This is a genomic window from Saccharothrix australiensis, assembly GCF_003634935.1.
Taxonomy (GTDB): Bacteria; Actinomycetota; Actinomycetes; order Mycobacteriales; family Pseudonocardiaceae; genus Actinosynnema; species Actinosynnema australiense.
Genome location: NZ_RBXO01000001.1, coordinates 1,014,428 through 1,036,992, shown reverse-complemented (window position 1 = coordinate 1,036,992; position 22,565 = coordinate 1,014,428). Strand labels below are relative to the sequence as shown.

General features: G+C 73.1%; 18 protein-coding genes and 1 riboswitch. Of the genes, 3 read left to right on the top strand and 15 right to left on the bottom strand.

Going from position 1 to position 22,565, the window contains the following annotated elements:
* Positions 1–10: 10 nt before the first annotated feature.
* Positions 11–976 (bottom strand): 4-(cytidine 5'-diphospho)-2-C-methyl-D-erythritol kinase, encoded by a 966-nt coding sequence (locus C8E97_RS05035; RefSeq protein WP_121002086.1) that lies wholly within the window; start codon positions 974–976, stop codon positions 11–13.
* Between the two features lie 217 nt (positions 977–1,193).
* Here C8E97_RS05035 and C8E97_RS05030 point away from each other — a divergent pair, with 217 nt between their 5' ends.
* Positions 1,194–1,961, top strand: a complete 768-nt coding sequence (locus C8E97_RS05030; protein ID WP_170211624.1) for a DUF4184 family protein — start codon at positions 1,194–1,196, stop codon at positions 1,959–1,961.
* Here the strand turns inward: C8E97_RS05030 and C8E97_RS05025 are convergent.
* The 8 genes from C8E97_RS05025 to rsmI all read right to left on the bottom strand — a co-directional run bounded on the left by C8E97_RS05025 (position 1,924) and on the right by rsmI (position 11,767).
* On the bottom strand, positions 1,924–2,733 hold the full coding sequence (locus C8E97_RS05025; protein WP_121002082.1) for a MetQ/NlpA family ABC transporter substrate-binding protein: 810 nt from the start codon (positions 2,731–2,733) through the stop codon (positions 1,924–1,926). The two genes, C8E97_RS05030 and C8E97_RS05025, sit on opposite strands and share 38 nt — an antisense overlap.
* A gap of 39 nt (positions 2,734–2,772) precedes the next feature.
* Positions 2,773–3,456 carry a methionine ABC transporter permease gene (locus C8E97_RS05020; protein ID WP_121002080.1) on the bottom strand — a complete coding sequence of 228 codons (684 nt, stop codon included), beginning with the start codon at positions 3,454–3,456 and terminating at the stop codon, positions 2,773–2,775.
* The gene (locus C8E97_RS05015) at positions 3,453–4,463 is read right to left on the bottom strand and encodes a methionine ABC transporter ATP-binding protein (protein ID WP_121002078.1); all 1,011 of its coding nucleotides are present in this window, start codon (positions 4,461–4,463) and stop codon (positions 3,453–3,455) included. Before C8E97_RS05015 ends, C8E97_RS05020 begins: the two co-directional genes overlap by 4 nt.
* Positions 4,464–4,657: 194 nt before the next feature.
* Positions 4,658–4,750: riboswitch (SAM riboswitch) on the bottom strand.
* A gap of 86 nt (positions 4,751–4,836) precedes the next feature.
* The gene (gene rsmA / locus C8E97_RS05010) at positions 4,837–5,715 is read right to left on the bottom strand and encodes a 16S rRNA (adenine(1518)-N(6)/adenine(1519)-N(6))-dimethyltransferase RsmA (RefSeq protein WP_246018680.1); all 879 of its coding nucleotides are present in this window, start codon (positions 5,713–5,715) and stop codon (positions 4,837–4,839) included.
* 629 nt (positions 5,716–6,344) lie between these two features.
* Complete coding sequence (locus C8E97_RS05005; protein WP_121002073.1) at positions 6,345–7,772, bottom strand: resuscitation-promoting factor; 1,428 nt, start codon at positions 7,770–7,772, stop codon at positions 6,345–6,347.
* Positions 7,773–8,045: 273 nt separating this feature from the next.
* Positions 8,046–8,882 (bottom strand): TatD family hydrolase, encoded by an 837-nt coding sequence (locus C8E97_RS05000; RefSeq protein WP_121002071.1) that lies wholly within the window; start codon positions 8,880–8,882, stop codon positions 8,046–8,048.
* Positions 8,879–10,669, bottom strand: a complete 1,791-nt coding sequence (metG, locus tag C8E97_RS04995) for a methionine--tRNA ligase (RefSeq protein ID WP_121002069.1) — start codon at positions 10,667–10,669, stop codon at positions 8,879–8,881. Before metG ends, C8E97_RS05000 begins: the two co-directional genes overlap by 4 nt.
* Positions 10,670–10,951: 282 nt before the next feature.
* Positions 10,952–11,767, bottom strand: a complete 816-nt coding sequence (rsmI, locus tag C8E97_RS04990; RefSeq protein ID WP_425470475.1) for a 16S rRNA (cytidine(1402)-2'-O)-methyltransferase — start codon at positions 11,765–11,767, stop codon at positions 10,952–10,954.
* Positions 11,768–11,821: 54 nt separating this feature from the next.
* Between rsmI and C8E97_RS04985 the strand changes: the two genes are divergently transcribed.
* The gene (locus C8E97_RS04985) at positions 11,822–13,393 is read left to right on the top strand and encodes a dolichyl-phosphate-mannose--protein mannosyltransferase (RefSeq protein WP_121002067.1); all 1,572 of its coding nucleotides are present in this window, start codon (positions 11,822–11,824) and stop codon (positions 13,391–13,393) included.
* On the opposite strand, the gene C8E97_RS04980 is transcribed toward C8E97_RS04985, so the two are convergent.
* Positions 13,344–13,613, bottom strand: coding sequence for an Lrp/AsnC family transcriptional regulator (locus C8E97_RS04980; RefSeq protein ID WP_211346914.1), 270 nt, complete (start codon positions 13,611–13,613; stop codon positions 13,344–13,346). The two genes, C8E97_RS04985 and C8E97_RS04980, sit on opposite strands and share 50 nt — an antisense overlap.
* 21 nt (positions 13,614–13,634) lie before the next feature.
* On the opposite strand from C8E97_RS04980, the gene C8E97_RS04975 reads away from it, so the two are divergent.
* Complete coding sequence (locus C8E97_RS04975) at positions 13,635–13,790, top strand: DUF2000 family protein (protein WP_121002065.1); 156 nt, start codon at positions 13,635–13,637, stop codon at positions 13,788–13,790.
* Between the two features lie 52 nt (positions 13,791–13,842).
* Here the strand turns inward: C8E97_RS04975 and C8E97_RS04970 are convergent, their stop codons facing one another.
* The 5 genes from C8E97_RS04970 to C8E97_RS34285 form a co-directional block, all read right to left on the bottom strand.
* Positions 13,843–15,771 (bottom strand): serine/threonine-protein kinase, encoded by a 1,929-nt coding sequence (locus C8E97_RS04970; protein WP_121002063.1) that lies wholly within the window; start codon positions 15,769–15,771, stop codon positions 13,843–13,845.
* 621 nt (positions 15,772–16,392) lie between these two features.
* Positions 16,393–17,700 (bottom strand): alpha-lytic protease prodomain-containing protein, encoded by a 1,308-nt coding sequence (locus C8E97_RS04965; protein WP_121002061.1) that lies wholly within the window; start codon positions 17,698–17,700, stop codon positions 16,393–16,395.
* Positions 17,701–17,853: 153 nt separating this feature from the next.
* A complete protein-coding gene (locus C8E97_RS04960; protein ID WP_121002059.1) occupies positions 17,854–20,838 on the bottom strand; it encodes a UvrD-helicase domain-containing protein in 2,985 nt (994 codons plus the stop codon).
* Positions 20,839–20,978: 140 nt separating this feature from the next.
* Positions 20,979–21,587 (bottom strand): hypothetical protein, encoded by a 609-nt coding sequence (locus C8E97_RS04955; RefSeq protein ID WP_147455000.1) that lies wholly within the window; start codon positions 21,585–21,587, stop codon positions 20,979–20,981.
* A gap of 42 nt (positions 21,588–21,629) precedes the next feature.
* Positions 21,630–22,361, bottom strand: a complete 732-nt coding sequence (locus C8E97_RS34285) for a Crp/Fnr family transcriptional regulator (protein WP_170211622.1) — start codon at positions 22,359–22,361, stop codon at positions 21,630–21,632.
* Positions 22,362–22,565 lie beyond the last annotated feature (204 nt).

Here is a 22,565-nt window from a genome sequence, read left to right as displayed (position 1 = left end):
TCGTCGAGAATTAAGCGTGGACCTCGGGCGGCGTCGGCCGAGGGGCTTCCTCGGTGCCGATCACCCGCGCACCGTGCACCGGCCCCTGCGCGACCCGGACCGTCCGGCACACGCCCGCGCCCGCCAGCTCGGCCGCCACCCGGACCGCCGAGTCGCCGTCCGTGCACAGGAACGCGCAGGTGGGCCCCGAACCGGACACCATGCCCGCGAGCGCGCCCGCGTTGACGCCCGCCCGCAGCGTGCGCCGCAGGTTGGGGCGCAGCGACACGGCGGCGGCCTGGAGGTCGTTGCCGAGCAGCAGGGCGAGCTGCCGGGGGTCGCCCGACGACAGCCCCTCCAGCACGGCCTCCGCCGCGCCGACCCTGGGCGGGTCGCCGTCGGCGCGCAGCCGGTCCAGCTCGCCGAACACCTCGGGCGTGGACAGGCCGCGCCGGTCGAACGCCAGGACCCAGTGGAACGTGTGCCGCGCGAGCACCGGGACGATCTGGTCGCCCCGGTCGGTGCCCAGGGCGGTGCCACCGTACAGGGCGAACGGCACGTCGGCCCCGATCTTCGCGGCCAGCACGGCCAGCTCGTCGCGCCCGACCTCCAGCCGCCACAGCGCGGCCAGCCCGACCAGCGTGGCGGCGGCGTCGGCGCTGCCGCCCGCCATGCCGCCCGCGACCGGGATGCTCTTGCGGATCACCACGCGGACCTTGGGGTCGCCGGGGTCGCGGCCGACGTGCGCGGCCAGCGCCTGCACCGCCCGCCACGCCAGGTTGGACGGCCCGGTGGGCACGGAGTCCGCACCCTCGCCGTGCACCTCCACGCCGGGGTCGTCGGCGACGGCGACCGTCACCTCGTCGGTGAGGGACAGCGCCTGGAAGATCGTCACCAGGTCGTGGTAGCCGTCCGCGCGCGGCTCACCGACCGCCAGGTGCAGGTTGACCTTGGCCGGGACGCGGACGGTGACCGGGGGTGGGACTACGGCGAGCACGCCATGAAGCCTACGGGCGTTCGGCGGGTGTTCGCTCCCGCCGGCGTCCGACCTGCGGGAAAACGCCCGAGCGGTGGCGGTCCGCGGCGTACGCGCGGCGGCGGGTCGTCACTCCACGTGCACGGGTGTCGCGCGACGTGTCCACCGGGCCGTCCCGCGACGGGTGTGCCGAGCGGGCCGGCCCCGGACCGGCGCGTGCCGGGTGATCCAATCCGGTGTGCCGTTCACCGTCTCGCACATCGCGGCCGCGATCCCGCTGGCCGTCCGCCCGCTGGTGCCGTCCGCGCTGGTGGCGGGTGCCGTCGCGCCCGACCTGCCGTACTTCGTGCTCCTCTACCCCGGCGGCGGCGAGTACACGCACACCTGGTGGGGCATGGTCCTGGTGGACGTGCCGATCGCGCTGGTCGCGCTGCTGGTGTACCGGCTGCTGCTGCTCGAACCGGCGCTGGCGCTCGCGCCGGCGGGCCTGCGGTCGCGCGTGGCGTGGCTGCCCGCGCCGCGGTTCGGCGTCGCGGCGGTGGTCTCGGCGCTGGTCGGCAGCGCGACGCACCTCGGGTGGGACGGGTTCACGCACGAGCGGGGCTGGGCGGTGCTGCTGGTGCCCGAACTGGCCGCGCGGGTCGGGGGCGTGCCCCTGTACGCGCTGGGCCAGTGGGCGAGCACCGCGCTGGGCGGGCTGGTCGTCGTGGTGTGGGGCCTGCGCAGGCTGGCCGCGATGCCGCGCCGCCCCGTGCCCGCCCGGTTCGCGCCGCCGGACCGGCCCGCGCCGGTGGTGGCGCTGGTGGCGGTGTTCACGGCGGTGTTCGCGGCCGTCACGACGACCGGCCGGGGACCGGCGGACGTGCTGGTCAGCGCGTCGATCACGGTGGTGAGCGGCGCGCTGGCGGCACTGGCGCTGTACGGGCTGTGGCGTGCCCTCCGCCGGCGCGGAGGGCACGCCACGCGGGTCACACCGCCAGCACGGAGCCCGCGAAGGTGTTCTTGATGTAGTCCTTCACCTGCTGCGACTGCAGCAGCGCGAGCAGGTCCTTGATCCGCTTGTCGTCCTTCAGCTCGGCCCGCGTCACGAGGCCGTTGGCGTTCGGGTTGCCCTCGGTCTTCTCCAGCACCAGGGCGTCGTCGGCCGGCTTCAGGCCCGCGTCGATGGCGTAGTTGCCGTTCACCACGGACACGTCGGTGTCGTCCAGCGAGCGGGGCAGCTGCGCCGCTTCCAGCTCCACGAACTGGAGCTTCTTCGGGTTCTCCGCGATGTCCCGGACGGTCGCGGTCTTCTCCGCGCCCTCCTTGACCTTGATCAGGCCGTTCTCCTGGAGCAGGCGCAGGCCGCGGGCCTCGTTGGTGGCGTCGTTGGCGACCGCGACCTTGGCGCCCTCGGGCAGGTCGGCCAGGTTCTTGTGCTTCCTGGAGTACACGCCGAGCGGCTCCAGGTGCACCGGGCCGACCCACTCCAGCGTCGCGCCGCTCTCCGACTTGAACGTCTCCAGGTACGGCACGGTCTGGAAGTAGTTGGCGTCCAGCGAGCCGTCCACCAGCGCGGTGTTCGGCTGGACGTAGTCGGTGAACTCCACGACCTCGATCTTCAGGCCCTTGTCCTTGGCCAGGTTGTCGGCCACGTACTTGAGCACCTGGGCGTGCGGGACGGGGCTGACGCCCACCTTGAGCGCCGCGTCGGGGTCGGACGCGGCGCCACCGGTCTGGCCGCTTCCGCAGCCGACCGCGGTCAGCAGCACGGCGACGAGGGCAGCACGAATACGCATGGGGATTTCCTCAATCAAGGTCGAACGGGAGGGCGGAGGTCAGACGGAGGCGTGCCGGCGGCGGTCGACGCCGCGCGCGACGCGGTTGAACAGGAACTGAATCAGGGTCGCGATGACGGCGAGCACCGCCACGGTCGACCAGAGGACCCGGTCGTCGAAGCGCTGGTAGCCCAGCCGCACGGCGAGGTCGCCGAGGCCGCCGCCGCCGAGCACGCCGGCCATCGCCGAGTAGCCGAGCAGGGCGATCGCGGTCACGCCGATCGCGTTGACCAGCGCGGGCAGCGACTCGCGCAGGAGGACGCTGCGGACGATGCGGGTCGTGGTGGCCCCGGTGGTGACGGCGGCCTCGACCACCGCCACGTGCACTTCCGACAGGACGTTCTGGACGAGCCTGCCGACGAACGGGATGGCGCCCACCGACAGCGGCACGATCGCCGCCGTCGGTCCGATGGACTGCCCGATCACCAGCCGCGTCAGCGAGGTCAGCAGCACCAGCAGCACGAGGAACGGCATCGCGCGGCCGAGGTCGACCACGAACCCGAGCAGCTTGTGCAGCAGCGGCCTCGGCCTCAGCCCACCGGGAGCGGTGAGCTGGAGCCAGACGCCGACGGGCACACCGAGCACGGTGGCGATCAGGGTGGAGACGCCCACCATGTACAACGTCTCGCCGGTAGCCGTGACGAGGTAGTCGAACACGGTGGGCCAGGGTGTCGCAGATTTCACGCAGCTACTCCCTGCGGACCGGCCAGGGTCCGGCGCACCGCCCCACCCGCCTCCGCAATCCATTCCAGGGCCGAATCGGAACGCTCGCCGGTCAGGCCGACGCGGAACCGCGCCACCGGCGTCTCGCCGAGCCGCGTCAGGCCGCCGCCCAGCAGGTTGAGGTCCACGCCGAACCGGTTGGTCGCCTCGGGCAGCAGCGCGCCGACGGCCGCGAAGCCGACCAGCACCACGTCCGCCACCCGGTCGTACGCGCCCTCCACCGCCGGGTTCTGGTCCACGGCGGGCAGCAGCGCGGCGGCCGTGCGCGAGGACGCGTCGGCGACCAGGTCCAGCACCTTGCCGTGCTCCACCACGCGCCCGCCGTCCAGGACGGCCACGTCGTCGCAGATCTTCCGGACCACGCCCATGTCGTGGGTCACCACGAGCACCGTCACGCCCAGCTCGGCCCGCGCCCGGTCGAGCACGGTGAGCACCGAGCCGGTCGTGTCGGGGTCGAGGGCGGAGGTCGGCTCGTCGGCCAGCAGCACGGACGGGCTGGCCGCGAGGGCGCGCGCGACGGCGATGCGCTGGCGCTGGCCGCCGGAGAGCTGGTCGGGGTAGGAGCCCGCCTTGTCGGTCAGGCCGACGAGGTCGAGCAGCTCGGCGACGCGCGTGCGCCGCTGCGGGCCGGGCACGCCCGCCGACTCGAGCGGCAGCGCCACGTTGCCCGCGGCGGTCCGCTGGCGCAGCAGCGAGTCGCCCTGCGGCACGACGCCGATCTGCCTGCGGGCGGCGCGGAGCGCGGTTCCGCCGAGCGACACCAGGTCGGTGCCGTCGACGCGGATGGCGCCGCTGTCGGGCCGCTCCAGGAGGGCCACGCACCGGGCCAGCGTGGACTTGCCCGCCCCGCTGGGGCCGACGACGCCGAGGACGGAGCCCGCGGCGACGTCCAGGTTCACGCCGTCCAGCGCGCGAACCTGACCGGTACTGCCGGGGAAGGTCTTGGTGAGGTTCTCAACAGTGATCACGTTTCGCTCCACGACTGCACGCGGCAGCGCACGCTCGTGGCGTGCGCGGCCGGAGGCCAGCTCAAGAAGGGTGTCCGGAGGACGGCGAGGAACTCGGAGAAGCGCCGGGACGGGTCAGCTGCGACAGCCCGACACCGTGCGACGTCCGTGGTCGACGACTCGCCGGCGGGTGAGCAGCATCCTGGGCACGTGATCCTCCATCGATCCTGGCTGAAGCACCTGCCTCCACGGGGAGGTGGTTGCTGCGGCGTCGTGGAGCCAGGTCTCTCGGCCGCTCGGGATGGCAGCACGAGTACACCTGACGCAGAGGCATGAACGCAAGCCTGTATGCGGATCGTTCGCCAAATCACACTTATGGCCGAAAGATCATCGGCTATCGCGACGAGGAAACCTCGGCTATCCGGACGAATTCCCGGACGCCCAGTTGTTCGCCCCGAGCGCCCGGATCGACGCCTGCCAGCGACAACAGGCGCCCGGCCTCGGCGGCCGAGCCCGCCCACCCGGACAGCGCGCCCCGCAAGGTCTTCCGGCGCTGCGCGAAAGCCGCGTCCACCAAGGAGAACAGCACCTTCTGGTCCACAGTGGACAGAGGGTCGTGGCGGGTGAACGCGACCAGCGCGGAGTCCACGTTCGGCACCGGCCAGAACACCGACCGCGACACCGGTCCGGCGCGGCGGGCGTCGGCGTACCAGGCGAGCTTGACGCTCGGGACCCCGTAGACCTTGCTGCCGGGACCCGCGGCCATCCGGTCGGCCACCTCGGACTGCACCATCACCAGGCCGGTGCGCAGGGAGGGCAGCTCGGCCAGCAGGTGCAGCACGACCGGCACGGCCACGTTGTACGGGAGGTTGGCGACCAGCGCGGTGGGCGGCTCCGGGAACCGGTCGGCCGTGACGCGCATCGCGTCGGCCTCGACCACGGTCAGCCGGTCCGCGAGCCCCGGCGCGCGCTCGGCGACGGTCCGCGGCAACCTGGCCGCCAGGACCGGGTCGATCTCGACGGCCGCCAAGGCGCGACAGGCGGGCAGCAGGGCGAGCGTCAGCGACCCGAGCCCCGGCCCGACCTCCAGCACCACGTCGTCGGCCGACAGGTCGGCGGCGGCGACGATCTTCCGCACCGTGTTCGGGTCGTGGACGAAGTTCTGCCCCAACTTCTTGGTGGGCCGAACCCCGACCTCGGCAGCCAGCCGCCGGACGTCCGCGGGGCCGAGCAACGAACTCCCCGGCACCGCGGACGAAGTCCCATCAGTCACCAACACATTCTCCCCCACCCGCCGGGACAGGGGCCGCGCAGCCTGTCGCACGCCCTCCTTCAACCCCGGCGGGGCCGCGTCGACGCCTGGACCGAGTCAATCCGCCAACGCGGAGCCCCTTGGCGGAGCGTTGGCGGATTCACGAGGGAAGGCGCCGACTCCAGGCGGCCCCGCCCGCCGCGACGGGAGAGCGGCAATCCAACACAGCCCCACCCGCCGGGACAGGGGCCGCGCAGCCTGTCGCACGCCCTCCTTCAACCCCGGCGGGGCCGCGTCGGCGCCTGGACCGAGTCAATCCGCCAACGCGGAGCCCCTTGGCGGAGCGTTGGCGGATTCACGAGGGAAGGCGCCGACTCCAGGCGGCCCCGCCCGCCGCGACGGGAGAGCGGCAATCCAACACAGCCCCACCCGCCGGGACAGGGGCCGCGCAGCCTGTCGCACGCCCTCCTTCAACCCCGGCGGGGCCGCGTCGGCGCCTGGACCGAGTCAATCCGCCAACGCGGAGCCCCTTGGCGGAGCGTTGGCGGATTCACGAGGGAAGGCGCCGACTCCAGGCGGCCCCGCCCGCCGCGACGGAGGAGCGGCAATCCAACACAGCCCCGCCCGCCGCGACGGAGTCGCGGCCGATGTCACGACAGCCCGAGCCTGCTCTGGCAGTGCGGCCACGCCGAGTACCCACCGCGCGCGTCGCGCAGCTTGGTCGCCACGGCGATCTGCTGCTCGCGGGTCGCCTGGTGCGGGTACGCGGCGTACTGGCCGCCGCCGTACGCGTCCCAGGTGCTCTTGTTGAACTGGAGGCCGCCGTAGTAGCCGTTGCCGGTGTTGATGGCCCAGTTCCCGGTCGCCTCGCACTGCGCGAGCCGGTCCCACACCTCGCCGTCCGGCGGGAGCTTGGTGCCGACCTTGACCTTCTTGGCCTTCGGCTCCTTGGTGACCTTCGCGCCGAGCTTCTCGCGGTTGGTCTCCTGGCCGTTCTTGAGCGTCACGCGGTAGGTGACGATCTGCTCGCCGGGCTCGCCGGGGTCGATGACCTCCTTGGAGCCCTTCATCAGCGAGCCGTCCGGGATCTCCTCGACGGACTGCTCGACGGTCTCCGTCGCGTTGATCACGGACACGCCGGTCCGGCTGATGTGGACCTCGGCGCCGTTGGTGATGCGCAGGTCGGCGGCGGTTTCGAGCTTGTCCTCGGCGCCCAGCGTCAGGTTCTGCGCCTTCAGCAGCTCGTCGACCGTCACGGCGTTCGTGCGGATCTGCTGCGGCGGGTTGCCGCCGTCGAACAGGGTGACCGTCTTGAGGCTCTTGACCTCCAGCGACAACCCGTCGAGCGGGACGGCCATGTTCCGGTCGTGGGAGACCCACGCGCCCTCGTCGTCGATCTTGAGCTGGTCCAGCGCCTCGTCCACGCTGACCGAGCGGACCCAGCCCTCGCGCTGCTCGCCGTCGACCGTCGCCTTCACCAGGCGACCGCGGTCGAGCGAGATCTTCCCGCCGTCGCCGACCTTCGCCTGGGGCGACGGGCTGAGCGCGTCGTGCTCGCCGACCGCGATGCCCTCGTCGGCGAGGATCTCGCCCACCGTGGACTCGTAGGTGCGGACGGTCTTGGCCTCGCCGTCGACGTCGACCGTGACGGACTTGTCCATCGCGATCGCGGTGGCGCCGCCGCCGGAGATGGTCACCAGCACGGTGGCGACCGCGGCCTTGAGGAAGCGGCGCTTCCACTTCCCGGCGGCCTCGACCAGGGCGGCGGGCGGGGCGCTCGGCTGCTCCGCGGCCAAGCCGCTCGCGACCCGGTCCTGGGAGACCTCGTCCGGGATGGTGATCGGCGGCAGGAGCGTGGTCTCGGCGTTGATCAGCCGGATCAGCTCGTCGACGTCCACGTCGGCGTTGGCCAGCACCTCGTCCGCGTCGGGTCCGAGGACCTCCAGGACGTCGTCCGGCGTGATGCTGAAAACCGAGGTGTCCCAGTCGGACCAACCGGCCTCCGGTCTCTCCAGGACGTCCACCGAGGTGGACTTCACGGGAGTAAACCAGTCGGTGTCCTCGTTGAACGAGTTCACGGGGTTCCATACCTCCTGAAGGCGCGAAGGACGCGCACACGTTCGGTGTCGGCGGTCAGCTCGTGATCCCCGGCCACTCCCGTGCGTGCTCGACTTCTCGCTTCTGGTGTGTAAACCCGCCCCGACCGCGGGTTGCGCCCCCGGAGCCAACAAGGGGCACGGTCACGGGACCGTAACGGGTACGCGGGGGTTGTGCAAACACCCCCGTCCACCTTGTGAGTTCGATCACGCCGACGGCGGAGCAAGTCGGCCCGCCATTCGTCGCAAGGAGCACTAGGACTCCACCCCGTCACGAAGACCGAAGACGCGTTCGGCGTTCCGGGTGACGGTCGCCGCGAGTTCGGCCAATTCCACGTGACGCAGCGTCGCAAGATCGCGGAGCGTGTAGTTGGCGCAGTACGGCTCGTTGGGGCGTCCCCTGAAGGGGTGCGGGGTGAGGAAGGGCGCGTCGGTCTCCACGAGCACGTGGTCCGCCGGCGCCCACGCCGCCGCCTCCCGCAGGGCGTGCGCGTTGCGGAAGGTCGCGGTGCCCGCGAACGACAGCACGAACCCGCGCTCCACGCACGCCCGCGCGAACGCCAGGTCGCCGGAGAAGCAGTGGAAGACCACTGTGGACGGTGGGCCCTCCTCGTCCAGGATCTTCAGCACGTCGTCGTGCGCGTCCCGGTCGTGGATCATCAGCGGCTTGCCCACGCGCTTGGAAAGCTCGATGTGCCAACGGAAAGCCTCGTGCTGCGCGGCCGGCGGCGCGTAGTCCCAGTAGTAGTCGAGACCGGTCTCGCCGACCGCCACCACCCGCGGCTGCCCGGCGAGCCGCGTCAGCTCGGCCCGGTCCTCGTCGGTGAACGTGGACGTCCGGGTCGGGTGCAGCGCGACCGCCGCGAACACCCGGTCGTCCCACGTGGCCGCCTCGGCCGCCCAGCGCGCGGAGGCGAGGTCGTCCGCGACCGTGATCACGCGGTCGACGCCCGCCGCGTTCGCCCGGTCGAGCAGTTCCCCGACCTGGTCGGGTGTCACCGCCCCGCACGCGTCGAGGTGGGTGTGCGCGTCGACCACCGGTACCGGCAGCGCGTCCGGGACCGGTGGCCGTTCACCGCGGCGCTTGCTCACGTCACGATCGGGGCCCACTCCGGGCCGACCTCGGCCAGCTCCGGGTCGAGCTTGGCGAACAGCGGGTTCGGCTTGGCCAGCGGGCGGCCGACCTCGATCGGCGTCGAGCCCCACCGCGCCTGCTCGGCCGCGTAGTCACCGGTCAGCACCGGGTACGAGCGCTCGGGCACGTCCAGGTCGGCCACCTCGGTCAGCTCGGGCTGCGCAGACCACACGCCGGTGCCGCCCAGCGCTTCGTGCACCCGCTGCGCCGAGTGCGGCAGGAACGGCGTGAGCAGCGTGTTCGCGTCCTGGACGACCTGGAGCGCGGTGTGCAGGACGGTGTCCCGGCGCGCCGGGTCGTCCTTGAGCTTCCACGGCTCCTGGTCGGACAGGTAGCGGTTGGCCGCGCCGACCACCTTCATCGCCTCGCTCGACGCCTGCTTGAACCGCGAGCGGCGCAGGTGCCCGCCCACCACGTCGAACGCCTTGCGGGACAGCTCCAGCAGCTCGTGGTCGGCCCGCGTCGGCGCGGTCGGCGTCGGGACGGCGCCCACGTTCTTGTGCGCCATCGAGATCGACCGGTTGACCAGGTTGCCCCACTCGTTGGCGAGTTCGAAGTTCGTGCGGCGGACGAACTCGTCCCACGTGAAGTCGGTGTCCTGGTTCTCCGGGCCGGCCACCGAGATGAAGTAGCGCAGCGCGTCCGGTCCGAACTGGCGCAGGAAGTCCGTCACGTAGATGACGGTGCCGCGCGAGGTGGAGAACTTCGACCCGCTCATGGTCAGGAACTCGCTGGACACGACCTCCGTGGGCAGGTTCAGCGCGCCGAACGCGCCCGGCTCGCCGCCCTTCGCGCCCTGCCCGTTCTGCCCGAGCAGCAGCGACGGCCAGATCAGCGAGTGGAAGACGATGTTGTCCTTGCCCATGAAGTAGTAGCCCAGCGCGTCGCCGGTCCAGAACTCCTGCCAGGCGTCGTCGTCGCCGCTGCGGCGCGCCCACTCCACCGACGCGCTCAGGTAACCGATGACGGCGTCGAACCACACGTAGAACCGCTTGAGCGGCTGGTCGCGCCACCCGTCCAGCGGGATCGGCACGCCCCAGTCCAGGTCCCGCGTGATGGCGCGCGGCCGGAGGTCCTTGAGCAGGTTCTGGCTGAACTTCAGCACGTTGGGCCGCCACTCGGTGCGGGTCTGGAGCCACCCGCCCAGCGCGTCGATGAACTGCGGCAGGTCGAGGAACAGGTGCTCGGTCTCGACGAACTCCGGCACCTCGCCGTTGATCCGGGACCGGGGGTTGCGCAGGTCGATCGGGTCGAGCTGGTTGCCGCAGTTGTCGCACTGGTCGCCGCGTGCGCCGTCGTAGCCGCAGATCGGGCAGGTGCCCTCGATGTAGCGGTCGGGCAGCGTGCGGCCGGTCGAGGGGCTGATCGCGCCCATCTCGGTCCGGGGCACCACGTAGCCGTTGCGCCACAGCGCCAGGAACAGCTCCTGGACGACCTTGTAGTGGTTGCCGGTGGTGGTCCGGGTGAACAGGTCGTAGGACAGCCCGAGCCCGTGCAGGTCCTCGGCGATGACCCGGTTGTACTTGTCCGCGAGTTCGCGCTCGGTGAGCCCCTCCTTCTCGGCCTGCACCGAGATGGGGGTGCCGTGCTCGTCCGTGCCGGACACCATCAGCACCCGGTTCCCCGACATCCGCATGAACCGCGAGAACACGTCGGAGGGGACACCGAACCCTGATACGTGACCGATGTGGCGGGGCCCGTTCGCATACGGCCACGCCACCGCGGTCAACACGGAGGCACTCATGTGCCAAGCCTACGGAGGGGCCGCCACCCGGTTTCCGGCGGCTCGCGGTTGGCGGGGCCACGTGCCCCGGTCGGGTTGCCCTCGGCGGTGGGCGGACGAGCCACGCCGGACCACCGGACGCCGAGCCGCACCACCCGCCGCACGCACGACCCGCCGCACGCCGCCCGCACGACCCGCCACGCGCCGGACCGCGCGCGTCGCCGCCGACCCGCCACGCGCCGGACCGAGCACCACCCGCGCGCGGCACCGGGCCGTTGCTCCGGACGAGCCCCGGACCAGGGCCTACGACCCGCTCACCACGGCGTCGTACAGGGCCTTCTTGCTCACGCCCGCCGCCTCCGCGACCTCCGCCGCCGCCGACTTGAGGCGCTCGCCGTCGGCCACCCGCTGCCGCACCTCGGCGACCAGGCTCTCCATCGACGGACCCGAGCCGGGCGCGGCGGGCGCGACCACCACCGTGATCTCGCCCTTCACCCCCTCGGCCGCCCACTCGGCGAGTTCGCCGAGGCCGCCGCGCCGCACCTCCTCGTAGGTCTTGGTCAGCTCGCGGCACACCGCCGCGCGCCGGTCCGCGCCCAGCACGGCCGCGGCGTCGGCCAGCGCCGCCGCCAGCCGGTGCGGCGACTCGAAGAACACGCACGTGCGCGGTTCCGAAGCCAGCGCCGCGAACCAGCGCCGCCGCTCGCCCTGCTTGCGGGGCGGGAAGCCCTCGAAGCAGAACCGGTCCGACGGCAGGCCCGACACGGCCAGCGCCGTCGTCACGGCCGACGGGCCGGGCAGGCAGGTGACGGTGATGCCCTCGTCGACGCACGCCGCGACCAGCCGGTAGCCGGGGTCGGACACGCTGGGCATCCCGGCGTCGGTCACCAGCAGCACCGTCCGCCCCGCGTGCAGGGCCTCCAGCAGGCCGGGCAGGCGTCCGGTCTCCACCTGGTCGTAGAAGCTGATCACCCGACCGGTGGGCGTCACGTCCAGGGCGGCGGCCAGGGAGCGCAGGCGGCGCGTGTCCTCGGCCGCCACCACGTCGGCGGTCCCGAGCGCGTCCACCAGGCGTGGTGACGCGTCCCGGACGTCGCCGAGCGGAGTAGCGGCCAGCACCAGACGGCCTGATCCCGATACAGGTCTCACACCGTTCACCCTACGATCGGCCCCGTGAGCCTGATCGCACCGCAGTCCGCAGACGACGTGGTCGACGTCGGGGAGCTGCCCCCGACCAGCCCGCCTCCGGGCAACGACCGCGAGCAGCGGGCCAAGCAGCTCGAACCCGGACCGCTGTCCGACGCCCTGCGCGGGTGGCTGGTCACGCTGGCCGTGGCCCTGGTCGGCGGCGTGGTGCGGTTCTGGGACCTGGGGTACCCGACCGACAAGGGCACGCCCAACTTCGACGAGAAGCACTACGTGCCGCACGCCGCGCAGGTGCTGCGCAACGGCGGGTACGAGGACAACCCCGGCTACGAGCTGATCGTCCACCCGCCGCTGGGCAAGCAGCTGATGGCCATCGGCCAGTGGCTGTTCGGCTACGACGGGGTGGGCTGGCGGTTCTCGTCGGCGCTGGCGGGCGTCGTCACCGTCCTGCTGGTGGTGCGGATCGCGCGGCGGCTCACCCGCTCGGACCTGCTCGCCGCGATCGCCGGCGTGCTGATCATCGCGGACGGCATGAGCCACGTGCAGTCCCGGATGGGGATGCTGGACGTCTTCCTGACGTTCTTCGTGGTCGCGGCGTTCGCGTGCCTGGTGGCGGACCGGGACCAGATGCGGGCGCGGCTGGCCGTGGCGGTGCGCGAGGGCTGGGTGAACAACTCGGTGTTCGGCCCGGCCCTCGGCTTCCGGTGGTGGCGGTTCGGCGCGGGGGTCGCCCTCGGCCTGGCGTGCGGCGTGAAGTGGTCGGGCGCCTGGTACATCGCGTTCTTCGGCGTGCTGTCGGTGCTGTGGGGCGCGACGGCGCGGCGCTCGGCGGGCGTGGAGCGGCCGTGGCTGGGCGCGTTCGCCAGGGACCTGCTGCCCTCGCTGGGCGCGCTGCTGGTCATCCCGCTGCTGGTCTACCTGGCGACGTGGTGGTCGTGGTTCGCGAGCGAGACGGCGATCGACCGGCACGTGGCCGGCGTGAAGATCCCGGAGGACTCGTGGATCCCCGCGCCGCTGCGGGCGCTGTGGTACTACAGCGGCAACGTGCTGGACTTCCACACCAACCTGGTCACCTCCGACACGAACCGGCACCCGTGGGAGTCGAAGCCGTGGACGTGGCCGATGGGCCTGCGCCCGATGCTCTACCACTACGAGGGCGCGCTGACCGGCTGCGGCGCGGCGACGTGCATCGGCGCGGTGATGCTGGTCGGGACGCCCGCGCTGTGGTGGCTCGCGTTCCCGGTGCTGGCGTGGGCGCTGTGGAAGTCGATCGCCAAGCTGGACTGGCGGTACACCGCGGTGCTGGTCGGGTACGGCGCGGGCATCCTGCCGTGGTTCGTCAACGTCGACCGGCAGATGTACTACTTCTACGCGATGCCGCTGGCGCCCTTCCTGGTGCTCGGGATCGTGCTGGTGCTGGGCGAGGTCCTGGGCGCGGCGTCGGCGGGTCGGGAGCGCCGTGGCACCGGGCTGCTGGCCGTGGCGCTGTACGTGGGCCTGGTGGTGGCGAACTTCGTCTGGCTGTGGCCGATCCTGAACGCCGTGCCGATCACGCCGGAGATGTGGGAGGCGCAGCGCTGGCTGCCGTCCTGGCGCTGAGCCGGTCGATCAGGACCGCGTGCAGGTGGGCGAGGTCCTGGAGCGCCACGTGGACGAGGAAGTCGTCGTCGCCCGCGCACGCGTAGACCGCCGGCACCTCCGGCAGGCCGCTGATCGCGGCCTTGAAGCTGCCGATCACGGTCCGGCTCATCGGTCGGACCCGGCACGCCGCGGACGCCTCGACGGTGCGGTTCAGGGCGCCCAGGTCGACGCCCTCCACCGCGCGGAGGGCGTCACCGCCATGGGGTTCACCCGGGTGGCGCGGCAGGCCCGCGCCTACGACGCCCACCTCGCGACGCCGGCCGCCACGGAGCGCCCGGAGTTCGTCGCCGTCGCCCTGCACGGGCCGCGCACCGAGGTCAACCGGCTGACCCACAAGCTGCCGCTGATGTCCTGACACCCACCGCGACGACGCGCCGGCCACGTCCCGCCGACACCCGTCGCGGTGGTCAGCGCGCCGGCCGGGTCGGCGGCCCCGGCCGGTCGATCAGCCGGGTGACGGGGCCCTCCTTGCTCAGGCCCGCCCGCGACAGCCAGGACGCGAGTTCGGACCGGATCGCGGTCAACGACGGGCGACGGGCCGGGTCGGCGTCCAGCGCGCTGGTCAGCAGCCGGTGGTGGGCGCTGTGCTGGGGCAGCTTCACGCACGGCTCGCCCTGCGCGGCGGCCATCAGCGACGAGATCGGGTTCTCCCGCGTGCCGCGCGGCGGGTGGCCGGTCAGCGCGTAGCTGACCGTCGCGGCCAGCTGCCAGGCGTCCGACGCGGGGCTGGCCGCCTCGCCGCGCGCGGTCTCCGGTGCGAGGAAGTCGGGCGTGCCGACCATCATCCCGGTGGCGGTGAGCGTGCTGTCGCCCTTCGACCGGGCGATGCCGAAGTCGATCAGGTGGGCCGTGCCGCCGCCGTCGACGATCACGTTGGACGGCTTGACGTCCCGGTGCAGCACGCCCTGCTCGTGCGCGGCGGCCAGGGCGTCCGCCATGTTCACCCACAGCCGGGCGGCCAGGGTGTCCTGGAGCAGGCCGTTCTCCAGCACCACGTCGGACAGCGGCCGGCCGTCGATGTACTCCATGACGATCGCCAGCCCGTCCGGGTCCTGCACGATGTCGAACACCCGGACGCAGTTCGGGTGCCGCACCGCCGCGAGCGCCCGCGCCTCGCGCAGCATCCGCTGCTCGGTCTCGTTGTCCGGCGCGTGCGCGAGCTTCACCGCGACCGTGCGGTCGAGCTGGGTGTCCACGGCGAGCCACACGGTGCCGAACCCGCCGCGCCCGAGCTGCCGGACGCGCCGGAACCGCCCGGACGCCGGGTTCCACACCTTGCCGTCCTCGGCGGGCGCGGCGGGCGCGGGCGTGGCCGCGCCCGCGCCCGGCCCGAACGGCAGCGGTCCGGGCGTGTCGGCGAGCTGCGCGGGCTGCTGCTCGACGCGCGTCGGTCGGGGCGGGGACGACGGTGGCTGCTGCTCGGACGGCGGCGCCTCCGCGATCCGCGTCGGCGGGTACTGCTTGGGCGGGACGGGCGTCGGCGGCGGGACCTGGGCCGGCGGCGTCTGGGCCGGCGGGGTCGGGCGGTAGGGCGGCACCGGCCGGTACGGCGGCACCTGCGCGGGCTGGTACGGCGGCGGCTTCGGCGGCCCCTGGTACGGCGGCGGGTTGGCGCGCGACGAGGCGGCCGGCTGTGGCTGCGGTGAGGCCGGTGTGCCGCGGTCCCGGCCGGGACGGTTCAGCATGGCGGTAGTCAACCCGAAAACCCGCACGACCAGGGAGCCGATCAGCGCGACCGGGAAGAACCCGAGCAGCAGGTGGCCGACCAGCGTCACCGGCAGCGCCGAGGTGGCCACCAGCAGGACCACGAACGGCGGCCAGAACACGCGGCGCGGCCAGTTCGGGCCGAGCCGGAACGCCGAGCCCGCCTGGAGCATCACGAACAGCAGGCTGAGCAGCGCGAACGCGGCGGTGGCCAGGCCGGCGTAGAAGTACACCGAGCCGGGCCCGCCATTGAACGCCCGGAGGATGGACGGCGCGCGGAGCAGGTAGCTGTCCTGCGTGAACGCGAAGCACGGCGTGTCGGTCAGCGACGAGGCGCCGGCGATGGAGCGGGAGCGCAGCGCGTGGTCCGCGCCGGAGAACAGCACCCACGGCAGTACGAGCGTCCCGGTCACGCCGAGCACGGCGAAGATCGCCCCGGTGACGGGCCCGTAGGAGTTGCCGACGACCCGGCGGACGGTGATCGCGAGCAGCGCGGCGACCGTCGGCAGCGCGCCGATGAGCGCGCCCATCGCCGTCGTGGTCCACGCCCAGTCACCGGGGCAGAGGGGGACGGCGGTCCAGCCGTGCAGCCACGACAACAGGGACTCGGCCAGCGCCACGCCCTCCACCACCCCTTCTCGTCGCCTCTCAGGGTACGGGTGCGGGCCACGCCGACACGGCCGCACGGGGCAACGTGGTCGGGTTGCGCCCGCCGCGCGCGGCTCGCGAGGTGGTGGCGGACCCGGTTCGACGGCGCGGGGGTGGGCGCGCCGCGGGGCGGGCGGGTCGACGCCGGCGAGTGCCGTCGGGGTCGCGACGCGGCCCGCGTGGGTCACCCCGGCCGAGCGCTCCCCGGCGGGACGAAGCCCGCGCACCGCCGCGCGAGCATTGTGTAACGATCGACACAGAATGCCGGGCGGTGATCGGCGTGACGCGGTCGCGGCGCGGTCGGGGGAACCGGCCGGGCGGTGATCGGCGCGTGGCGCGGTCGGCGTGCCGAGGGCAGGCGGCCGGGCGGTCCCGGAGCGACGGTCCGGGCCGGCGCCGGCACGTGGCCCCGGACGTGCGGAAGGTGCCCGATCCCGGCCGGGCGAACCCGGGCAGGGACCGGTTCGCGAACACAGGGCCGGGATCGGGCACCGGAGCAAGTGGGGGCGGGGCGCCTCCGCAAACGCCCCGTCATCCCCGGTAGGCGCGTGGGGAAGGGGGGCCCGACGCGAGTCGGGCCCCGCCCCCGCGCGCGAAGCTTGCCGCTAGCCCACGCGCTCCCACAGAGCGGGCACCGCGGACGGCTCCCAGCCGATTTGGGACGTGTGCCCCTGCAAGCACTCGTACCCGACGCCCTCGTACGTGACGGTGGTACCGGCCGTGTACGCGACGCCTGGCTGCCAGGTCGTGCCGCCCGGGTTGCTGGACGTCGTGGTCGGTCCGGTGGTGCCGGTCGGGCCGCCCTCGATGACCAGCTGGAGGCCGTACGCCTGGAGGATCGGGTTCACCGGCTGGAAGTACGTCGTGCCGCCGGATGAGCAGTTCCCGGAACCACCGGAGGTGACGCCCTGGGCCTGGTCGCCGGTGAGCCACGAACCGCCCGAGTCGCCGGGCTCGGCGCAGGCGTTGGTCCGGGTCACACCGGAGATGGTGCCCTCGGGGTACGTCACGGAGGTGTTCTTCTGCTGGATGGTGCCGCAGTGCCAACCCGTCGTCGAGCCGGAACGGCAGACCGACGCGCCGACGGACGACTCGTTGGAGCCCTTCACCGGCACGGTGCCGGGGTAGCGGTTGACCAGGCCGCGCATGGTGTTGCCCGAGCTCACGCGGACCCAGGCGTAGTCCCGGCCGGGGAAGGTGGAACCGGCGAACGTGCCGCTGGGCTGGGTGGTCGTGGTGCCGACCCGGCCGCAGTGGCCCGCCGTCACGAAGCCGCCGTTGACCGAGAAGCCGACCGAGCAGCGACCGCCGCTGCCCATGTAGTACGCGTTGCCGCCGATGACGTCGATCAGCGGGCGCGGGTCCTCGGTGGACTGCTCGATCCGGACGTCCGCCTCGCTCAGACCGCTGGCGCGGGCGAACGCCTTGGCGCTCGCGGTGTTGCGGGCCAGCACGACCACGGAGTTGGTCTTCACGTCGACGTACCACGCGGGCACGTCCTTCGGCGCGTTCTTGTTCGCGTCCAGCTTGGCCTTCAGCTCGTCGAGCTGGATCTGGCTGCGCTGCACGACCTTCGGCGTCGCGCCGGCGTCCTCGACCACCTTGGCCTGCGCCGCGTCGGTGACGGCGACGACGAGTTCGGTGGCGCCCTCGTTCAGCCAGGCGCCCGCGTAGTGGCCGCCGAGCCGCGACTTCAGGCTCTGCTCGGTGGTCGCGGCCTTGGCCTCCCGGACGAGCCGGGCGCGCGCCTGGTCGGGCGTGATCTTGAAGTCGCGCGCCATCGCGGCGATGAGGCCGCTCTCCTCCTGGTGCGTTGTCGGTGGACCGGCGTTCGCGGCGGTGGTCAGAGCGGCTGCCACACCGGCAGCGCTCATGACCGCCACGGCGACGGCGGCGGCGATGCGTCGAGTCATCCGTTGTCTCCTTGCAGGGGTGGTGACACGGGATGCGGGGCCGTGCGGACGACGCTAGCCGGCTGAGCGAGGTGGCGGATATGCCAGTCGAGTCATAACTTCGGGTTATGGTCCAGTCCACTTGTGATCTTGTGGCGCGCGGGCGGGAGCGGGTCAGAGCAGGCTGAGCTGCGTGCCGCGGTTCCGCCGCCGGGGCCGGGCGTCCCCGATCCGGGTGAACTCCCGCAGCGCGTCCAGGAACGGCGAGCGCGGCCGGCCGGTCGCGTGGCTGAGGAACAGGTGCCGCTGGGCGCGGGTCATGCCGACGAACAGCAGCCTGCGCTCCTCGTCCACGTCGTCGTCCCCGCCCGGCCACCGCAGCGGCAGCAGGCCGTCCTCGCAGCCGACGACGAACACGACCGGGAACTCCAACCCCTTGGACGCGTGCAGGGTGAGCAGCGAGATCCGGTCCGCGCGCGGGTCCCACGCGTCCACCTCGACGCCGAGGGCCAGCTCGGCGCGGAACCGCCCGACGTCCGAGCCGCACTCGCGCGCGAGGGGCTTGAGCAGCTCGTAGGCCGAGTGGTCGTCGCCGGCCACCGCGCGCACCCGCGCGAGGACGGAGTCGCCCGGCGCGGAGCCCAGCTCCCGCGCGATCCGCGCCACGCCCGGCCGGTCGGCCAGCCGGTCGTGCGAGCGCTTCTGGAACGGCAGGCCGGACCGCGTGAGCGCGTCCACCAGGGCCCGCGACTGCCGGTCCGTGCGGTACAGCACCGCGAAGTCCGAGAAACCCAGTCCCTGCGCGCCCTCCGACCCGGACACCCGGCCGCTGTCGAGCGCGTGGAACGACGCGCCGCCCAGCACCTGCTCGACGGTCCGCGCCACGAACGCGGCCTCGGCCTGCTCGGACGCCGCGTGGTGCACGCCGATCAGCGCGTCGCCGTGGTCGCCCACCGCGCGCAGCTCGCGCCCCGGCACGAGCGTCGACGGCGCGATGACGCTCAGCGCGCCCGCCACCACCGGCGCGCTGGACCGGTAGTTGCGGGTCAGGTGCACGAGCCGCGCGCCGGGGAAGTCCTCCCGGAACCGCAGGAAGAACCCGACGTCCGCGCCCCGGAACCGGTAGATCGCCTGGTCCGGGTCGCCGATCGCGGTCAGGTTGCCGTCCGCGGGCGCGAGCAGCCGCAGCAGCCGGTACTGCCGCTCGTCGACGTCCTGGTACTCGTCCACCGAGATCCACCGGTAGCGGGCGCGGTACGCCGCGACCAGCTCCGGGTCCTCCGCGAGCAGCGCGAGCGGCAGCGCGACCAGGTCGTCGAAGTCGACCAGGTCCTGCGCGCGCAACGCCTTCTTGTACCGCTCGTCGCCCTCGGCGACCAGCCGCTTGGCGGCCTTGGCCTCCCCCGCGACGGACACGGCGACCGCCAGCTGCTGCTCGGGGTCGGCGATCCCGAACGAGGCCGACAGCCCCACCCGCGCGTGGTGCTCGCGCAGGACGTTCACGCCCAGCGAGTGGAACGTCGCCACGGTGAGCCGCCCGGCGTGCTCCGGCACCAGCGCGGCCAGCCGCTCCGCCAGCTCGCCGGCGGCGCGCCGGGTGAACGTGATGGCCAGGCACTCCTCCGGCGGGACGCCGCGCTCGGTGACGAGGTGCGCGACGCGGTGCGTCAGCGTCCGCGTCTTGCCCGTGCCCGGACCGGCGACGATGAGCAGCGGACCGCCGTCGGCGGAGGCCGCCGCGCGCTGGTCCGGGTCGAGCCCGTCCAGCAGGGAGGTCACGGCCGCGACCGCCCGCTTATCGTCCGCAGTGGACGGAGCGGGCGGCGGCGCGGCGCGCTCGACCGGAGCCCGGACCGGCGCGGCGGCCGGCTCCACCGGTGCGCACTCGAACAGCGACAGGGCCGCGCCGCGCCCGCTCAGCTCGCCCGGCTGGAACAGGCGGATCACGCCGTACTCGCCGTCGTACCCGGCGTCGCGCAGCACCTCGCCGCGCCGCAGCCGCGCCACGGCCTCGCCCAGCGGTGCCGAGTGCGCCGCGAGGTCGTCCACCGGGACGTCCTGGAGGATCACCAGCTCGGGCCCGAACGCCGCGGTCAGCTTGTCGACCTCGATCGACACCTTCTTGCTCTTCGGCCCGGTGCCGACGATCTCGCTCACGACCTCGGGCAGCGGGACCAGGTTGCGGAAACCGGCCGCGCCGTCGGGGCGGAACCCCTCGGGCCGGTCGGCCAGCTCCTCCACCCGGCTCAGCACACCCACCGTCAACGGCTTGCGGCACTCCGGGCAGACGCCCCGGTGCGCGGCGGTCTCGCGCGGCTCCATCCGGACGCCGCACTTGCGGTGCCCGTCGACGTGGTACTTGCCCTCCTCGGGGAAGAACTCGATCGTGCCCGCCAGCCCCTGCCCGGTCTCCAGCGCCCGCCGCACCGAGTGGTAGTCCAACCCGGTGTCGAACACCGTCGCCTCGCGGCCCAGCATCGGCGGCGAGTGCGCGTCGGAGTTGCTGACCAGCCGGTACCGGTCGAGCCCGGACACCCGCCAGTTCATCGCGGGATCGCTGGACAGGCCCGTCTCCACGGCGAACACGTGGTCGGCGAGGTCGGCGTAGCAGTCCGCGACCGCGTCGAACCCGGACTTCGAGCCCAGCACGGCGAACCACGGCGTCCAGACGTGCGCGGGCACCAGGTAGCCGCCGCACTCCAACGTGATCTCCAGCAGGTCGCGGGAGTCCAGGCCGAGGATCGGCCGACCGTCCGAGCCGATGTTGCCGATGCGGGCGAGCCTGCGGTTGAACTCGGCGGCCGAGTCCAGGTCCGGCAGGTACACCAGGTGGTGCACCTTGCGGGTGCGGTCGTCGCGCTTGTAGATCGTGGAGATCTCCACCGACAGCATGAACCGCACCGGCACGGCGGCCAGCGACGGCGGCAGCGTGCGGTCGATCTCCCGGTCGAGGTCGGCGCGCAGCCGGAACAGGCCGGGCTCGGCGGGCACCAGGTTCTCGCGCAGGTGGTCGTACCAGGCGGGGTGGGTGAAGTCGCCGGTGCCGACCAGCGAGATCCCCTTGCGCCGCGCCCACCAGGTCAGGTGCTCCAGGTCGCAGTCCCGGCTGCACGCTCGGGAGTACTTCGAGTGGATGTGGAGGTCGGCCACGAAGCGCACCGCGCCGACTGTAGCGGAGCGGCGGGGAGGCCCGGCCGGAACCGGAATACCGGGGAGGTCGCCGGACACCGTGGTGGCGCGGCGGGGACGGGAGAACCGGCCCGGTGGCGGGCGGGCGGTGGTGCCCGCTCGCCACCGGGTCAGCCGCGGGGGTCGTCGCGCCGGGGCACGTGGACCCACGCCGGCTGCCGGAAGTCCTTCACGTGCACCTCGACCGGGCGGAAGGGGACGCGGTCGAGGCCGCGCTCGCCGCTGAGCACCACCTCGGTGTGGAAGCGGTCGGAGACGATCACGCCGAAGTCGCCGGCGGCCGGGTCGGCGACGGCCAGGCGGAACGGCTCGGCGTCGATCAGCCGCGCCGTGGTGGTCACCGGCTCGCCGCTGATGTGCGGAGGGTCGATCACGGTCGCGCCGTCGTCCATCGCGACCCGCAGCCGCAGCCGGTAGCGGTCGTTGAACGGCCGGTTGACCTCGGCCAGCGCCAGGTCGAACTCGCGCAGCACGATGTCCGACGTGACCCACGCCTTGGGTATGCCGGCCCCGAAGGCCAGGGTGACGCTGTCGCCGTCGTCCCGCTGGAACCGCCGCACGGGCGCGTAGAGCGCGTGGTGGCCGAGGATGTCCAGGGCCATCTCCAGCGCGTCGGTCAACGCCTGGTCGAGGTGGGCCTGCCGACGCCGCCCGCCGGAACTGGAGTTCACCACGTCCAGGCGCACGACGGTGCAGTCGGTGGCAAGGGGAAGGCTCACGGTGCCTCGCTGGGTGTGGGATCGGTTTCGGAAGAGGTGCGATCACCCTTCAGGGCACGGCCGCGCCCCACCACATCCGTTGATATCTCCGTCGTGCTTTCCGTAGATTTGCGTTGACAACGCGGCCCGCCGGAGGCAGGTCAGGCAGGGGATCGCCACCTTGCGCTTGCCCGGACCGGCGCCCAGGAGGCGGCGCTCGCGCAACACCTTGACGGCGCGGTGGGCCGACAGCTCCGACATCCCGGCCATTTCGCCCAACTGCTGCTGCGTCAACGGCACCAGGAGCCTACCCGAAGCCGGGTCGTCGGCGAACGCGTCGACCGCGTCCACCAGCACCCGCAACAGGCGCGGCACCGCCGTACCCGGCCCCACCTCGGCGCGCCGGGCCTCCAGCGCGCACAGCTTGGCGATCGCCAGCCGCAGGAGGTCCTGCTGGATGGCCGGGTTCGCCGCGAGGTAGTCCAGGAAGCGCGTGCCGGGGATCTTCACGACGGTCACGTCGTCGTGCGCCATGACCGACGCCGTCCGCGCGCCCTCGCGGAAGAAGGCGAACTCGCCCAGCAGCTCACCTCGGCGGCGGATGGCGAGCAGCCGCTCGTGGCCGGCGGCGTCCTGGCTGAGGATCTTCACGTGACCGTGCCGGAGCACCATCACGCAGTCGCTGGCCTCGCCCTGCCGCATCAGGTAGTCACCCGCGCCGTACCGGAACGGCCGGCCCCGGCTGAGCAGGTCCTCGAAATCCGCGGAACACACCCGCGCTTCGAAAGTGCTCATACCCCAGCCCATTCCGCACGACCCGGCAACCGGGCCGAATTCCACGCGACCGCGCCAGGAATCCGGTGGCGCACCGGGCGGCCCGACACTCCCGCGCACGAGTCCGGGACCAGATCGATCAATTCGGCGGCGTTCATCCCATCCCCACGAGAGGCATTCGACGTCAGGGATGACAGAATGCCGCGTGCCCGGCGCGGGTTCCAG

What these genes read in the sequence shown, in the direction of transcription:
- C8E97_RS05025 (WP_121002082.1), bottom strand. Translation starts at nt 2,733, where the DNA reads ATGCGTATTCGTGCTGCCCTCGTCGCCGTGCTGCTGACCGCGGTCGGC.
- metG (WP_121002069.1), bottom strand. Translation starts at nt 10,669, where the DNA reads ATGAGTGCCTCCGTGTTGACCGCGGTGGCGTGGCCGTATGCGAACGGG.
- C8E97_RS04975 (WP_121002065.1), top strand. Translation starts at nt 13,635, where the DNA reads ATGGGGTTCACCCGGGTGGCGCGGCAGGCCCGCGCCTACGACGCCCAC.
- C8E97_RS04965 (WP_121002061.1), bottom strand. Translation starts at nt 17,700, where the DNA reads ATGACTCGACGCATCGCCGCCGCCGTCGCCGTGGCGGTCATGAGCGCT.
- C8E97_RS34285 (WP_170211622.1), bottom strand. Translation starts at nt 22,361, where the DNA reads ATGAGCACTTTCGAAGCGCGGGTGTGTTCCGCGGATTTCGAGGACCTG.